Origin of the sequence: Dechloromonas agitata is5, from assembly GCF_000519045.1 — a bacterium.
Taxonomy (GTDB): Bacteria; Pseudomonadota; Gammaproteobacteria; order Burkholderiales; family Rhodocyclaceae; genus Azonexus; species Azonexus agitatus.
On the sequence record NZ_KI912532.1, the window covers coordinates 1,827,583 to 1,843,270 of the forward strand.

Sequence of the window (15,688 nt, forward strand, 5' to 3'; positions counted from 1 at the left end):
CGGTGAATGAGCCTTTGCTTCACGATTCCGGCCTGACCCGGCAGGAAGTTCGCCGGGCGGCCTATCGCCGTCTGTACTGGCTGTGGCCCTTGCTGGCCCGGCCGGGTTTCGCGCGCGCCCTGCGCTGGACAGGCTGGCTGCTCTTTGCTGCCTGGCTGGCTTTCACCGGGCTGATCCTCGTCCTGCGCCATGTTGTGCTGCCGCGGGTGGCCGACTACCGGGTGGCCATCGAGCAGGCGGCGAGCCAGGCGGTCGGCCAGCCGGTGCGCATCGGCCGCATCGAAGCCCGCTGGCAGGGGCTGAATCCCGATCTCGTGCTCGATGACGTGGTCGTCGCCGACCATCAGGGGGGGGCGGCCTTTTCGCTGACCCGCGTCGAAGGCGTGCTGTCCTGGCACAGTCTATGGCGTGGTCGGCCAACCCTGGCGCTGCTCGCCTTCGACGGCCCGGTGCTGCATGTGCGGCGCGAAACGAATGGCAAGCTGACCATCGCCGGCCTGACCTCCGAGGGCGAGAGCGATCCCGCCTTTGCCGAGTGGGTGCTGGAGCAGAAGCGCATCCGCATCCACGATGCGACCATCGTCTGGGAGGACCGCCTGCGCCAGGCGCCGCCGCTCGTCCTCGAAGATCTCCAGCTGGCCCTCGACAACAGCGGCCGGCGTCATCGTTTCGGCCTCTCCGCCGCCCCGCCGGAGAATCTGGCGGCACGTCTCGACATCCGGGGCGAAATCCGGGGCGACCTGGGTGACGCACTGGAACACCTGACCGGCAAGGTTTTCGTTGAACTGGACTATGCCGACCTGGCGGGCTGGCGGGCCTGGGTCGATTACCCGGTGGCCTTGCCGCAGGGCCGCGGGGCCTTGCGCGTCTGGGGCGATCTGGCCGACGGGGCCGGGCAGCTGACGGCCGATGTCGCCCTGGAGGAAGTGCGCATCCGCCTCGGCCAGAAGCTGCCGGAACTCGATTTGGCCAGCCTGCGCGGCCGTCTGGCGGGGCGCTACAAGGCCGACGAATGGGCGGTTTCCGGGCACAAGGTGGAGTTGCTGACGCAGGACGGTGTACGTGTCGCGCCGACCGATTTCAAGCTCGAATGGCGGCAGGCGGCGCAATCGGGCGCCGTCAACGGCAATGCCAGCGCCAGTTTCCTCGATCTGGCCATTCTGGCCCGGCTGGCAGCCTACATGCCGCTCGATGCCCGCAGCCGGCAGCTGCTCGAAACCCACCAGCCGCAGGGCCATATTGTCGAATTGCGTGCCGGCTGGACGTTGGCCGGCGACACCCTGAGCCGCTACAGCTTGCGGGCCGGTTTCCGCGACCTGGGCCTGCGGGCGGGCGGTTACTTCCCCGGTGCCGCCGGACTGTCTGGCAACATCGACCTGACCGAGAAAGGCGGAGACCTGATCATCGACTCCGCCGAGTCCGGCCTTTCCCTGCCGGCGGTCTTTCCCGAGCCGGACATTGCGCTGACCGCACTCAAGGCTCGGGCGAGCTGGAAGAATGGCCGGGACGGGACCGACATCCGCCTCGACAAACTCGAATTCGCCGGGCCGGATGCAGCCGGGGCGGCGCAGGGGCATTACCGCTACACCGGTGATGGTCCCGGCGAGATCGATCTGACGGCGCGCGTCGACCGGGCCGATGCGCGGGCGGTGTGGCGCTACATGCCGCACGTCGTCAACGGTGAGGCGCGTGCCTGGTTGCGGCGCGGCCTGGTCGGCGGGCGCGGCTACGACGGGCGCCTCGTCCTCAAGGGCAATCTGCGCGATTTTCCTTTCCGTGACGGCAAGGGAGGCAAGTTTCTGGTCACCGCCAAGGCGGCCGATGCCCGGGTGGATTACGTGCCGGGCTGGCCGGCCATCGACGGGATCGCGGCGGACATGAGTTTCGACACCGGGATGAAGATTGCCGCCAGCCAGGGCCGCATCCTGGGCGCTTCGCTCTCGGATGTGACGGTGCGCATCCCCGATTTTGAGTCGCATGAGGAAATGCTGCTGGTGCGCGGCCTGGCCCAGGGGCCGACCAGCGAGTTCCTGCGCTTCATCGAACAGAGCCCGCTCGGCGAGACGCTCGACCATTTCACCCGCGACATGAAGGCAGCCGGGAATGGCAGCCTGAACCTGGAACTCGATATCCCGCTGCGCCACGCCCACGATACCAAGATGCGCGGCGACTACCGCTTCCAGAACAACCAGTTGCAGCCGCTGGCCGGGCTGCCACCCATCGCCCAGGTCAATGGGCGCCTGCAGCTGACGGAAAGTACGGCGACGGCGCAGGACATCGTCGGCCGGGTATTCGGCGGGCCGCTCAAGGTGCAGGTCCGCAGCGTCGGCGGCAAGGTCGGTATCCAGGCCAGCGGCACGGCCCAGATCAAGGAGGTGAGCAGTCACTTCGGCTGGCCGCTGATCAATCATCTGACCGGGGGGGCGGCCTGGAAGGCCGACATCGGCATCCGCCAGCGGATGGCCGAGGTGGTTGTCGAATCCGACCTGGTCGGCATCAGCTCACCCCTGCCCGAACCGCTGAACAAGACGGCGAACACGCCACTGCCCCTGCGTATTGAGCAGACCATGCCGGATGCCCTGCGCGAGCAGTACCGCATCGTGCTCGGCAAGGTTGGCCAGGGCATCATGGTCAAGCGGCAGGGCGCCTGGGAGCGGGGTGTTTTCGCCGTTGGCGAAGCCGAGCCGCGCCTGCCCGACAAGGGGCTGGCCATTCGTGTCGCGACACCGCGTATCGATGCCGATGCCTGGAAGAATTACCTGCCGGAGAACGGCGGTGCGGCCAATGGAACCGATTCGGGGGGGCTGGCGCTCAATGTACTGACCTTGAAGACGCCGCTGCTGCGCATTTTCGAGCGCGATTTCAATCAGGTCGAAACCAGCCTGCGGCCGCGTGATGGCGGCTGGCAGATCGGGCTGAATACCCGTGAGGCGATCGGCGACGTGTTCTGGAAAAGTGCCGGCGAAGGCTGGGTCGAGGGCAATTTCAAGCGCTTGGTCCTGCGGCCGGCCGCCGAAGTGGCCGAGGGCAGCACGACCCTGATCAATGCGCTGCCCGGGATGAGCCTGAGCGTCGATGACCTGCAGATCGGCGAGCGGGCGCTGGGCAAGCTGGAATTGAAAGCGCGCAACGACAAGGGAGCGTGGAACCTCGATGCGCTGAGCCTGCAGAATCCGGATGGCATCCTGAAGGGCAAGGGGATCTGGAACAACACCGGCCGCCACCTGACCCGGCTCGATTTCGAACTGACGGCGAAGGATGTCGGCAAGCTGCTCGACCGTCTTGGTTACGTCGATGCCGTGCGGCGGGGCAGCGCGAAGCTGACCGGCGACCTGCAATGGAGCGGCCCGCTGACCGGAATCCACTATCCGACCCTGAGTGGCCAGCTCAACGTGGCCGTCGACAAAGGCCAGTTCAACAAGCTGGAGCCCGGCGTCGGCAAGTTGCTCGGTCTGATCTCGCTGCAGTCGCTGCCGCGCCGCCTGACCCTCGATTTTCGCGACATCTTCAGCGACGGCCTGGCCTTCGACAGCATCGAGGGCAAGCTGGCCATCCGTCGCGGCATCATGCGCACCACCGATCCGCTGCGCATCTCCGGGCCGGCGGCACAAATCGAAATGACCGGCGAGACGGATCTGAAGAACGAAACGCAGGACCTGCACGTCACGGTGCGCCCCGAACTGGGCGGCCTGGCCGCGGTCGGCACGGCGGCACTGGTCAACCCGGTGGTCGGCGCCGCGGCACTGGTTGCCAACACGGTGCTGCAGAAACCGCTCAACCGCCTGTTCAGCTACCGCTATCATGTCACCGGCACCTGGGCCGATCCGCAGGTCGGCAAGGCCGCCGAGACGCCGGCTGGTACCCAACCGAATCCAGACGAGGACAATAAACCGTGAGCAAGCAGAATTGCCGGATCGCCGCCATCCAGATGGTTTCCGGGCCGCGTGTTGGCGACAACCTGGCGACGGCCGGTCGCCTGATCGAAGACGCCGTGGCGCAGGGCGCCCAGTTGGTCGTGTTGCCCGAGTACTTCCCGATCATCGGCGCCGTCGATGCCGACCGGGTGCGGGCCTGCGAACCCCATGGCAACGGGCCGATCCAGGCCTGGCTGGCCGAAACGGCGCAGCGGCATAACGTCTGGCTGTTCGCCGGTTCCCTGCCGCTGGTCGCCTCGGTGCCGGACAAGATGCGCAACAGCAGCCTGGTTTACAACCCGGCCGGCGAATGCGTGGCGCGCTACGACAAGATTCACCTGTTCGGCTTCCGCAAGGGCGCCGAAGCCTATGACGAAGCCGCCTTCATCGAAGCCGGCGAGCAGGTTGTCGCCGTCGATACCCCCTACGGCCGGGTCGCCCTGTCGATATGTTACGACCTGCGTTTTCCCGAGTTGTACCGGTCGCTCGCGCCGGTCGATCTGATCCTGGTGCCGGCCGCCTTCACCGAGACCACCGGCCGGGCGCACTGGGAAATCCTGCTCCGGGCGCGGGCGATCGAGAACCAATGCTATCTGCTGGCGGTCGGACAAGGCGGCAAGCACGAAAGCGGCCGCCTGACCCACGGCAACAGCATGATTGTCGACCCCTGGGGTGAAATCCTCGACCGCAAGCTGAAAGGGCCGGGCGTCGTGATCGCCGACCTCGACCACCAGCGTATCGCCGAAATCCGCGAGAGCCTGCCCGCCCTCGCCCATCGCAAACTGTAAGGAAGTTCCATGACCCAACCGAGCGCCCTGGCGCAAGCCGAATCCCTGCTGCTGACCCCCTTTTCGCTGAGCGAAGCGGACCTGTCGCGCACCTTTGGCCAGATTCTCAAGAACCAGGTCGATTACGCCGACCTCTATTTCCAGTATTCCCGCTCCGAGGCCTGGAGCCTGGACGAAGGCATCGTCAAGTCGGGTAGCTTCAACATCGACCAGGGCGTTGGCGTGCGCGCCATTTCCGGCGAGAAGACAGCCTTCGCCTACTCCGACGACATCAGCGCCCGTGCCCTGGGCGATGCCGCCCATGCCGTGCGCGCCATCGCCGCAGCCGGGCAGGCGGGAACCCTGCCGGCCCTGCAGGCAGTCAAGGCGGCGCATTCGCTGTACGTGCCGAACGACCCCATCGCGTCACTGCCGGCCGACGCCAAGGTCAGGCTGCTTGAGCGTCTGGAAGGCTATGCCCGGGCCATCGATTCGCGCGTCGTGCAGGTCATGGCCTCGCTGGCCGGCGAATACGAGGTGGTTCTTGTCGCCGGTTCCGATGGCCGCTTGGCGGCCGACATCCGGCCGCTGGTGCGCTGCTCGGTATCGGTCATCGTCGAAGAAAACGGCAAGCGGGAGCAGGGTGGGGCGGGCGGCGGCGGCCGTTTCGACTTCGCTTATTTCGATGACGAAATCCTGCAACGCTACGCCAAGGAAGCCGTGCATCAGGCGGTGGTCAACCTGCACGCCGCGCCGGCGCCGGCCGGACAGATGACCGTCGTCCTCGGTTCCGGTTGGCCCGGCATCCTGCTCCACGAAGCAGTCGGCCACGGCCTGGAGGGCGATTTCAACCGCAAGGGCAGTTCCGCCTTCAGCGGCCGCATCGGCCAGCGCGTCGCGGCCAAGGGCGTCACCGTGATCGACGACGGCACAATCGCTGACCGGCGCGGTTCGCTCAATTTCGACGACGAAGGTAACCCGACCCAGCGCAATGTGCTGATCGAGGACGGCATCCTCAAGGGCTACATGCAGGACAGCCTGAATGCCCGCCTGATGGGTGTTGCGCCGACCGGCAACGGCCGCCGCGAATCCTTCGCCCACCTGCCGCTGCCGCGCATGACCAACACCATGATGCTGGCCGGCGAGCACGATCCGCAGGAGATCATCGCCTCGGTCAAGAAGGGCATCTACGCGGCCAATTTCGGTGGCGGCCAGGTCGATATCACCAGCGGCAAGTTCGTTTTCTCGATGAGCGAGGCCTACCTGATCGAGGATGGCAAGGTGACGCGGCCGATCAAGGGGGCGACGCTGATTGGCAACGGCCCGGATGCGCTGACCCGCGTCAGTATGATCGGTAACGATCTCAAGCTCGATCCGGGAGTTGGCACTTGCGGCAAGGATGGTCAGAGCGTACCGGTTGGTGTCGGCCAGCCCACGCTGCGAATCGATGGACTGACCGTGGGGGGTACTGCATAATGACTAGTCATTTAGTTGGAGGTGACCTGTGCGGACGCTGCTCTGGGCAATCGGTTTTCTGGTAACAAGTGTTTCGGCCTCGGCTCAGCCGGCTGCTGTGGAGCGATTGAACGCTGTGCAGGGTGATCCGGTTGCCCTCAAGGCAGCCATCGAGGCCGGGCGCAAGGCATCCTTCTTCTGCGCCAACTGTCACGGCGAAACCGGCATCAGCAAGACGCCGGAAGTACCCAACCTGGCAGGACAGAATCCGGCCTACCTGCTCGAGCAGATTCGCAAGTTTGGCAGCGGCGAACGCCAGGATGCGTTCATGCAGGGTTTGATCAAGGTGCTGAAGGACGAGGAGCGCGTCCAGATGGCGCTGTTCTATGCGGCGCAGGCCGCTCCGCCGACAAAGGCCAACGCGGCGCAGGCCGCCCGCGGCAAGGATCTGTACGCCAAATTGTGTGTCCGCTGCCATGGTGAACTGGCGCGCGGCAACGATCTTTACCCCCGCCTGGCCGGGCAGAATGCCGTTTATCTGCAGACTTCGGTTGCTCGCTACCGAGATGGCACGGGCATCCGCAACAACCAATTGATGGCCATTGCGACCGCCCCGCTGAAGAACGACGATATCGCGGCGATCGCTCAGTACCTTACGCAAATGCCATGAAATGTTGCGGGTTTGTGTGACATTGTTGATACAAATCATGGCTGCCCCTGCTGCGTGGAGAATAATTCCCGAATTCGACAATGTGGCGAGCGGAGGCCTTCTTGAAGACCATTCTGGGTGTTTTTCTTGTCTTCATTCTTGGGCTGTCCGGCGGCAACGCCGTGGCCCAGATCAATGACATCAATTCGGCGATCAATAAGGCCGGTCGCGAGCGCATGTTGTCACAGCGCATGGCCAAGGCTTATTTCCAGATTGGCCAGGGTGTCGATGTCGAGCGCAGCAAGAAGGTGCTCGATGCTTCCGTCACGGCCTTCGACCGCCAGTTGGTCGAGTTGAAGAATTACGCACCGACTCCCGAGATCAAGACGACCTACGTCAATCTGGAAAAAGCCTGGCTCGACTACAAGGACTACCTGATCGGCAAGTCCCCTTCGCCGGAAAATGGCCGTAAGGTGCTGGCGCTCTCCGAGGATGTCCTGGCCCTTGCCCAGCAGGGAACGGTACAGCTCGAGAAGCATGGTGCCTCGTCGGCTGGACGCCTGGTCAACCTGTCGGGTCGCCAGCGCATGCTGTCGCAACGGATGGCCAAGTTCTACCAGGCGGCAGCCTGGGGCGTTGGCGACACCAACGGGGCGACAAATCTGGAGACGGCGCGCAAGGAGTTCAACCAGGCCCTCAAGGAGCTCGGTGCTGCTCCTAGCAATACCGCGCAGATCAAGGATGGCCTGGAGCTGGTCAAGCAGCAGTGGTTCTTCTTCGAAAATGCCCTCAGCCAGAAGGGTGGCACCGACAAGCGTCCGCAGCTGGCCGTGGCGACAACCAGTGAGCGCATCCTGGAAGAAATGGAACTCGTCGTCGGCCTTTACGAGAAGCTGCCGAAATAACAATCGGGGCGCAGCGACAATCGTCGAGGGCGCCCGATTTTCCGGTTGGCGCGATATCTCGGTGGCCTGGGGCGCGGCGCTGCTGTGGCGCTTGGGGTGGTGGATGAGGTCGAATCGCCCGGACTGATCCGGTAGAATGCAGGCCTTTCTGCAATTCCTGAATGGGTCTGGCCATGACGCCGCACAGCACGCAAACGAGTAAACCGAATACCGACGACGTCCGCATCCGCGAGATCAAGGAGCTGGTTCCGCCGGCCCACGTCTTCCGCGAGTATCCGCTGTCCAATCGTGCGGCGCAGACCACCTACAATGCCCGGCAGGCCATCCATCGTGTCTTGCATGGTGCGGACGATCGCCTGCTCGTCGTCATCGGTCCCTGCTCGATCCACGATTACGACGTGGCGATGGATTACGCGAAGAAACTGGCCAGGGAGGCCGAAAAATACCAGGATGACCTGATCGTCGTCATGCGGGTCTATTTCGAGAAGCCGCGCACCACGGTCGGCTGGAAGGGCCTGATCAACGATCCGCGCCTGGACAACACCTTCCGCATCAACGAAGGCCTTCGCCTGGCGCGTCGCATCCTGCTCGAAATCAACGAACTCGACCTGCCGTGTGCGACCGAATTCCTCGATACCATCACGCCGCAATACACCGCCGACCTGATCGCCTGGGGTGCCATCGGGGCGCGCACCACCGAGTCGCAGGTGCACCGCGAACTGGCCTCCGGCCTCTCTTGCCCGGTAGGCTTCAAGAACGGTACCGACGGCAACATGCGCATCGCGGTCGATGCCATCCGTGCCGCCAACTCGCCACACCATTTCCTGTCGGTGACCAAATCCGGGCATACGGCCATCGTGTCCACCATGGGCAACGAGGACTGTCACGTCATCCTGCGCGGCGGCAAGGAGCCCAATTTCGATGCGGCCAGCGTCGAGGCAGCCAGCCAGGAGGTCGCCAAGGCCGGTCTCGCTGCCCGTCTGATGGTCGACTTCTCGCATGGCAACAGCCGCAAGCAGTACAAGCTGCAGATGGAAGTCTGCGACAGCGTCGCTGATCAGTTGGCAGCCGGTGATGAGCGCATCGTCGGTGTCATGGTCGAATCGCATCTGGTCGAGGGGCGCCAGGATCTGTCACCGGACAAGCCGCTGACTTACGGGCAGAGCATTACCGATGCCTGCATCGGCTGGGAGGACAGCATGGTGGTTCTTGACCGCCTGGCCGCCGCCGTGCGGGCGCGTCGCGTCGCCGAAGCCGCCGAGTGAGCCGTGCTGGCGTTCCCTTCCGGGGTTTGATCAACTAAATTCCGGCTTTTGCCCCTTGCCGGGGCGAGGGCTGTGCTAGAATTCGCCCCGGCGGGTCTCCCCGCATTGCAGGGTGGTGAACCTGGTCAGGTCCGGAAGGAAGCAGCCACAGCCATTGACTGCAAGTGCCGGGGGTTAGGCTCGCCAATTTCATTTTCTTTTCGTGGGTATGGGGCGCATGAGTTATCAGGTTCTTGCGCGAAAATGGCGGCCGCGCAATTTTTCGACGCTGGTTGGGCAGGAGCATGTCGTGCGTGCCCTGTCGCACGCCCTGGCCGAACAGCGCCTGCATCATGCCTACCTGTTCACCGGTACCCGCGGTGTCGGCAAGACAACCATTGCGCGCATCCTGGCCAAGTCGCTGAACTGCGAAACCGGTATCACCGCCACACCATGCGGCCAATGTTCCGCCTGCCAGGAAATCGATAGCGGTCGCTTCGTCGATCTGCTTGAAGTCGATGCGGCAACCAATACCCGTGTCGACGAAATGCGGCAGTTGCTCGAAAACGCCGTCTATGCCCCGACCCGTGGCCGCTTCAAGGTCTATGTGATCGACGAAGTGCACATGCTCTCCAATTCCGCCTTCAACGCCATGTTGAAGACGCTGGAAGAGCCGCCCGAACACGTCAAATTCATCCTGGCGACGACTGACCCGCAGAAGATTCCGGTCACCGTCCTGTCGCGCTGCCTGCAGTTCAATCTGAAGCAGATGCCGGCGGTCGCCATCACCGGGCACCTGGCGCATATTCTCGATGCCGAGGGGGTGTCCTACGACATGCCGGCCCTCGCCCTGATTGCCCGTTCGGCGGCCGGCAGCATGCGCGACGCCCTGTCACTGCTCGATCAGGCCATCGCCCATGGCGCGGGCAAGGTCGAAGAGGCGCAGGTGCGTGGCATGCTCGGCACGGTCGATCAGGATTTCCTGCTCGCCATTCTGGAATCGCTGCAGGCCGGTGATGCGGCTGCGCTGCTACAGGTCGCTGCCGACATGGGCGTGCGCAGCCTGTCGTTTTCCGCCGCGCTGCAGGAGCTGGGTGCTCTGTTGACCCGCCTGCAAATCATCCAGTGCGTACCGTCCGCCGTCGATGATGACGAGCCGGAGAAGGAGCGTCTGGTTGCGCTGGCGCGCACGTTTTCACCGGAATTCGTCCAGTTGGCCTATCAGATCGTCAATATCGGACGAGTTGAACTGGCCAGTGCGCCGGATGAATATTCCGGCTTCGTGATGACCTTGCTGCGCTTGCACACCTTCCGCCCGAGCAGTGTCGCCGATGTGGTGGGCACGGTTGCGCCGCGCCGTGCCGCAGCGGTCGCCGCCAGTGCGCCGGCGGTAAGGCCGGCGCCTGCTACGGTAGCGGCGCCTTCGGTGGTTTCGGCATCGCCGACCCCGTACACGGATGTTCCGCTGTCAGCGCCTGCGGCACCGGCCGCGGGACCGGCCGGTGACTGGCACCAGATCGTCGCCGCCTTGTCGGTCAGCGGGCTGGCCAGGGAATTGGCCCAGAATTGCGAGTTGCGCGGCCTGGACGAGGGGCTGTGCCTCTTGCGTCTGTCGCCGAAGCAGGGACATCTGCAGATGAAGCCGAGTCCCGAGCGCTTGCAGCAGGCGCTGGCTGAATATCTCGGCAGACCGGTGCAGCTACGCATCGAGGTCGGTGACATCGAAGTCGATACCCCTGCCGCAACCGCCGGCCGGCAACGTCAGGAGTTGCAGGAGCGTGCGGCATCGGCGATTGCCCAGGATGGCTTCGTGCGCGACATGATCGATACGCTCGATGCGTCTGTCGTCGATTCCTCAATCAAACCCATCGCCTAACGGAGAAGTGAATATGATGAAAGGTGGCTTGGCTGGCCTGATGAAGCAGGCCCAGGCAATGCAGGACAACATGAAGAAGGCCCAGGAGCAACTCGCCCAGATGGAAGTCGAGGGGCAGGCCGGAGCCGGCATGGTCAAGGTCGTGATGACCTGCGCGCACGAGGTGCGCCGTGTCAGCATTGATCCGTCGGTGATGGATGACCGGGAGATGCTGGAAGACCTGGTTGCTGCAGCCATGAACGATGCCGTTCGACGCGGCGAGGATCTGAGCAAGGAAAAGATGTCCGGTTTCACCGCCGGGCTCAATCTGCCCCCGGGTTTCAAGCTCCCCTTCTGAGATCGTGAATCCGTCGGGTCTCGAAGCCCTGATCGAGGCTTTGCGTTGCCTGCCCGGGGTTGGCCCCAAGTCGGCGCAGCGCATGGCCTACCACCTGCTGCAGCGTGACCGCGCCGGTGCCCGGCGTTTGGGTGAAAGCGTCCTGCATGCGCTGCAGGCGGTGCGCCATTGCCAGCGTTGCAATACGTTTTCCGAAAGTGATATTTGCGAGCGCTGCCTGTCGCCGCGCCGCGATCGCAGCCTCCTCTGCGTGGTCGAGACGCCTGTCGACATGAACATGATGGAGCAGACCCTGAGCTACCAGGGGCTCTACTATGTCCTGATGGGGCGCATTTCGCCGCTTGACGGTGTCGGGCCGCGAGAGCTGGGGCTGGAGCGCCTGATGGCACGGGTACTCGACGGCGAGGTGAAGGAAGTCATTCTGGCTACCAACTACACCAATGAAGGCGAAGCGACGGCGCATTACATCACCGCGATGCTCAAGGCGAAGGGTATCAGCGTGACGCGTATTGCGCGTGGTGTGCCGGTCGGGGGCGAGCTCGAATATGTCGATAGCGGCACGCTGGCGCAGGCCTTGCGCGAACGCAAGTCCTGTTCAGACTAATCTGCGGCTATTACCGACGGGGCTGCTTGTCGTATAATTTAGCGTTTGTTTCTAAACCCATCCAATACCTTTAGGGGTCAGCGTTATGAGCAATCAAGGAAAAGTGGACTGCGGACGGCGGCGTCTGGTCGTTGCGACCGCAGCCGTGGGCGGGGTGGGCGCGGTCGCCGCGCTTGTGCCGTTCGTCTCCAGCTTGCTTCCTTCCGAGCGCGCCAAGGCAGCAGGTGCTCCGGTCGAAGTCGATATTAGCAAACTCGAGTCCGGTCAGATGATTACGGTCGAGTGGCGGGGTAAGCCGGTGTGGATCATCAACCGCACGAAGGACATGTTGGACACACTGCCCAAACTGGCCGATGCGGTGGCTGATCCCAAGTCGGAAAAGAACCAGCAGCCGGATTACGCAAAGAACGATACCCGTTCGATCAAGCCGGAAATCCTGGTCGTGGTCGGTATTTGCACCCACCTCGGTTGCTCGCCGTCCTCCAAGTTCAAGAAGGGTGCCGAAGAAGGCATGGGCGCGGACTGGCTGGGCGGCTTCCTGTGCCCGTGCCATGGTTCCACCTTCGACTTCGCTGGTCGCGTCTTCAAGGCCAAGCCGGCCCCGACCAATCTCGAAGTGCCGCCGCACTACTACATGGCCGATACCCGCATCCTGATCGGCGAAGACAAGAAGGGAGCATAAGAAATGGCTGCTGGCAATTTCGAGAAATACAAGTCTGACGGTTCCCTCGGCGGCAACTTGCTGGAGTGGGTGGACGCCCGCTTCCCGGCGACCGCCATGTGGCGGGGCCACCTGTCGGAATACTACGCACCGAAGAATTTCAACTTCTGGTACTTCTTTGGCTCCCTGGCCCTGCTGGTCCTGGTCATCCAGATCGTCACCGGCATCTTCCTGGTCATGCACTACAAGCCGGATGCCGCGCTGAACGCCAACGGCGTGCCGGTTGCCTTCGCCTCCGTCGAGTACATCATGCGCGACGTGCCGGGTGGCTGGTTGATCCGCTACATGCACTCGACCGGTGCCTCGGCCTTCTTCATCGTGGTCTACCTGCACATGTTCCGCGGCCTGATCTACGGTTCCTACCGCAAGCCGCGTGAACTCACCTGGCTGTTCGGTGTCGGCATCTTCCTGTGCCTGATGGGCGAAGCCTTCTTCGGCTACCTGCTGCCGTGGGGCCAGATGTCGTACTGGGGCGCCCAGGTTATCGTTAACCTGTTCTCCGCCATTCCGGTCATTGGCAGCGACCTGTCCCTGATCATCCGCGGTGATTTCGTCGTCGGTGACGCCACGCTGAACCGCTTCTTCTCCTTCCACGTCATCGCTTTCCCGCTGGTTCTCATCGGGCTGGTTGCGGCGCACGTGCTGGCCCTGCACGAAACCGGTTCGAACAACCCGGACGGTGTCGAAATCAAGGCCAACAAGGATGAAAACGGCATTCCGCGCGATGGCATCCCGTTCCACCCGTACTACACGGTCAAGGATATCGTCGGCGTTGTCGTCTTCCTGATGGTCTTCTCCGCCGTGATGTTCTGGGCACCGGAAGGCGGCGGCTACTTCCTGGAAACGCCGAACTTCTACCCGGCCGACCCGCTGAAGACCCCGCCGCACATTGCACCGGTCTGGTACTTCACGCCGTTCTACTCCATCCTGCGTGCCATGGTCTGGAACTTCTTCGGTCTCGACGCCAAGTTCTGGGGGGTAGTGGCGATGGGTGCCTCGGTCGTGATCTTCGCCTTCCTGCCCTGGCTGGATCGCAGCCCGGTCAAGTCGATCCGCTATCGCGGTCCGATCACCAAGGTGATGATCACCATTTTCGTGATTTGCTTCTTCATCCTGGGCTATCTGGGCACCCTGTCCCCGTCTCCGATGGGCGAACTGGTTTCCCAGGTGTGTACGGTCTTCTACTTCGGCTTCTTCCTCGGCATGCCGTGGTGGTCCCGCATGGACAAGTTCAAGCCGGTCCCTGACCGCGTGACGATGAAGTGAGAGGTTGCCTAAAATGAAAAAATTCCTGATCGCATTGCTCTTCGCCCCGATGCTGGCCCTGGCCAGCGGCGGCAACGTGCACCTCGACAAGTGGCCGGGTTCGGTGAGCGACAAGGCAGCCTTGCAGAACGGCGCCAAACTGTTCGTCAATTACTGCCTGAACTGCCACGGTGCGTCCTACATGCGCTACAAGAACCTGATGGACCTCGGCCTGACCGAGCAGCAGGTCAAGGACAACCTGATGTTCACCTCCGACAAGATCGGTGGCCTGATGGCGGTTGCCGCACGTTCCGACGAGCAGAAGCAGTGGTTCGGTGCCACCCCGCCGGACCTGACCATCATCGCCCGTGCCCGCGGCGAAGCCGGCAACGCCGGCGCTGGTGCCGACTGGCTGTACACCTATCTGCGTTCCTTCTATCGTGACGAAAACCGTCCGACCGGCTGGAACAACGTGGTGTTCGAAAACGTCGGTATGCCGCATGTCCTGTACGGCCTGCAGGGCCAGCAAGTGCTGAACCATGAAACCCACAAGCTGGAGCTGGCTGTGCCGGGGCAACTGGCGCCGGCCGAATTCGACAAGGCGGTTTCCGATCTGGTCGGCTTCATGGTCTGGATGGGCGAGCCGCAGCAGGAGTTCCGCCGTACGCTGGGCTTTTATGTTCTGGCCTTCCTGGCTGTCCTCTTCGTGGTGTCCTACGCTTTGAAGAAGGAATACTGGAAAGACATTCACTAATCCGTCACGGGTTAGCTAACGGCATCGCGGGTTCGGCTTCGGTCAGCCCCCGATGCCGAATCTCATTTTGAGGGTTACCACAAATGATGAACCTTTACTCGGGCACTACTTGCCCCTTCAGCCATCGCTGCCGCATCGTCCTGTTCGAAAAGGGCATGGATTTCCAGGTCATCGATGTCGACATGTTCAACAAGCCGGAAGAAATGGCGGCGGTCAATCCGCACAACCGTGTACCGGTCCTCGTCGAGCGCGATCTCGTGTTGTTCGAGCCGAACATCATCAACGAGTACATCGATGAACGCTTCCCGCATCCGCAATTGATGCCGGCCGACCCGATCATGCGTGCCCGCGCCCGCCAGTTGCTGGTCGGTATGGAGCGCGAGATATTTTCGTTCATGGAAGTGATCGAGAAGAACGGCAAGACCGCCGACAAGGCACGCCAGGAAATCAAGGCGCGCCTGACCGAGATCGTGCCCATTTTCAACAAGCAGAAGTTCATGCTGGGTGACGAATTCTCCATGCTCGACGTGGCCATCGCGCCGCTGCTGTGGCGTCTGGATCACTATGGCATCGACCTGGGCAAGGCTGCTGCGCCCCTGATGAAGTACGCCGAGCGCATCTTCAGCCGCCAGGGCTTCATCGACGCGCTGACGCCGTCGGAAAAGGCGATGCGCAAGTAAGCATGGAACTGCCGTCCACCAAGCCTTACCTGTTGCGTGCCCTCTGGGAGTGGTGCTGCGATAACGGCTTCACGCCGCATATTGCCGTCGAGGTCGACGAGCGCACCCGTGTACCGCGCGAGTACGTGCGCGGTGGCCAGATCGTGCTCAATCTCGGGCCGACGGCAACCAACAAACTGCAGATGGGCAATGAGCTGATCGAGTTCCAGGCCCGTTTCAACGGCGTCGCGCGCGATTTGTCGGTGCCGGTCGGTCGTGTGACGGCGATCTATGCCCGCGAAAACGGCGCCGGCATGGCCTTCGAAGTGGAGGGCGAGAGCAGCGTGGCCGATGTGGATGCTGCTGTCCCGGACGCGCCGGAATTGCCGTCCGACGAACCGCCACCCGAGCCGCCGCGCCCCAAGTTGCAACGCATCAAATAGGGCCGGCCGCTGCGGCGGATGCACCAAAGAAGGGAAATTTCCAACGGGAATTTCCCTTTTTCCATGCCAAGTCCCTGATTTTCCGTCGTGGCATGCCTGTTGCTCATTAACAGGC

The 15,688-nt window shown here is 63.2% G+C and carries 14 protein-coding genes and 1 other RNA gene; all 15 read left to right on the top strand.

The annotated features are described in order from the left end of the window. Positions 1-2 precede the first annotated feature (2 nt). The 15 genes from K420_RS18525 to K420_RS0109135 all read left to right on the top strand — a co-directional run bounded on the left by K420_RS18525 (position 3) and on the right by K420_RS0109135 (position 15,573). The gene (locus K420_RS18525) at positions 3-3,896 is read left to right on the top strand and encodes a YhdP family protein (RefSeq protein WP_198293821.1); all 3,894 of its coding nucleotides are present in this window, start codon (positions 3-5) and stop codon (positions 3,894-3,896) included. Then, positions 3,893-4,702 carry a carbon-nitrogen hydrolase family protein gene (locus K420_RS0109075; protein ID WP_027457782.1) on the top strand — a complete coding sequence of 270 codons (810 nt, stop codon included), beginning with the start codon at positions 3,893-3,895 and terminating at the stop codon, positions 4,700-4,702. The genes K420_RS18525 and K420_RS0109075 overlap by 4 nt, the downstream gene beginning before the upstream one ends. A gap of 9 nt (positions 4,703-4,711) precedes the next feature. Beyond that, the gene (gene tldD / locus K420_RS0109080) at positions 4,712-6,157 is read left to right on the top strand and encodes a metalloprotease TldD (RefSeq protein ID WP_027457783.1); all 1,446 of its coding nucleotides are present in this window, start codon (positions 4,712-4,714) and stop codon (positions 6,155-6,157) included. 115 nt (positions 6,158-6,272) lie between these two features. Then, the gene (locus K420_RS0109085) at positions 6,273-6,806 is read left to right on the top strand and encodes a c-type cytochrome (RefSeq protein WP_232422830.1); all 534 of its coding nucleotides are present in this window, start codon (positions 6,273-6,275) and stop codon (positions 6,804-6,806) included. A gap of 101 nt (positions 6,807-6,907) precedes the next feature. Next, a complete protein-coding gene (locus K420_RS0109090) occupies positions 6,908-7,690 on the top strand; it encodes a type IV pili methyl-accepting chemotaxis transducer N-terminal domain-containing protein (RefSeq protein ID WP_051453277.1) in 783 nt (260 codons plus the stop codon). A gap of 161 nt (positions 7,691-7,851) precedes the next feature. Then, positions 7,852-8,955, top strand: a complete 1,104-nt coding sequence (gene aroG / locus K420_RS0109095; protein WP_269746425.1) for a 3-deoxy-7-phosphoheptulonate synthase AroG — start codon at positions 7,852-7,854, stop codon at positions 8,953-8,955. 89 nt (positions 8,956-9,044) lie between these two features. Further along, positions 9,045-9,143: signal recognition particle sRNA small type (ffs, locus tag K420_RS20115), an RNA gene on the top strand. 29 nt (positions 9,144-9,172) lie between these two features. Continuing rightward, positions 9,173-10,810, top strand: coding sequence for a DNA polymerase III subunit gamma/tau (dnaX, locus tag K420_RS0109100; RefSeq protein WP_027457787.1), 1,638 nt, complete (start codon positions 9,173-9,175; stop codon positions 10,808-10,810). 13 nt (positions 10,811-10,823) lie between these two features. Then, positions 10,824-11,147, top strand: a complete 324-nt coding sequence (locus tag K420_RS0109105; RefSeq protein WP_027457788.1) for a YbaB/EbfC family nucleoid-associated protein — start codon at positions 10,824-10,826, stop codon at positions 11,145-11,147. A gap of 4 nt (positions 11,148-11,151) precedes the next feature. Next, the gene (gene recR / locus K420_RS0109110; RefSeq protein WP_027457789.1) at positions 11,152-11,751 is read left to right on the top strand and encodes a recombination mediator RecR; all 600 of its coding nucleotides are present in this window, start codon (positions 11,152-11,154) and stop codon (positions 11,749-11,751) included. Between the two features lie 85 nt (positions 11,752-11,836). After that, on the top strand, positions 11,837-12,433 hold the full coding sequence (gene petA / locus K420_RS0109115) for a ubiquinol-cytochrome c reductase iron-sulfur subunit (protein ID WP_027457790.1): 597 nt from the start codon (positions 11,837-11,839) through the stop codon (positions 12,431-12,433). Positions 12,434-12,436: 3 nt separating this feature from the next. Further along, complete coding sequence (locus K420_RS0109120) at positions 12,437-13,738, top strand: cytochrome b (protein WP_027457791.1); 1,302 nt, start codon at positions 12,437-12,439, stop codon at positions 13,736-13,738. 13 nt (positions 13,739-13,751) lie between these two features. Further along, positions 13,752-14,471 carry a cytochrome c1 gene (locus tag K420_RS0109125; RefSeq protein ID WP_027457792.1) on the top strand — a complete coding sequence of 240 codons (720 nt, stop codon included), beginning with the start codon at positions 13,752-13,754 and terminating at the stop codon, positions 14,469-14,471. Between the two features lie 83 nt (positions 14,472-14,554). Next, positions 14,555-15,151 carry a glutathione S-transferase N-terminal domain-containing protein gene (locus K420_RS0109130; RefSeq protein WP_027457793.1) on the top strand — a complete coding sequence of 199 codons (597 nt, stop codon included), beginning with the start codon at positions 14,555-14,557 and terminating at the stop codon, positions 15,149-15,151. 2 nt (positions 15,152-15,153) lie between these two features. After that, positions 15,154-15,573 (top strand): ClpXP protease specificity-enhancing factor, encoded by a 420-nt coding sequence (locus K420_RS0109135; protein WP_027457794.1) that lies wholly within the window; start codon positions 15,154-15,156, stop codon positions 15,571-15,573. Positions 15,574-15,688 lie beyond the last annotated feature (115 nt).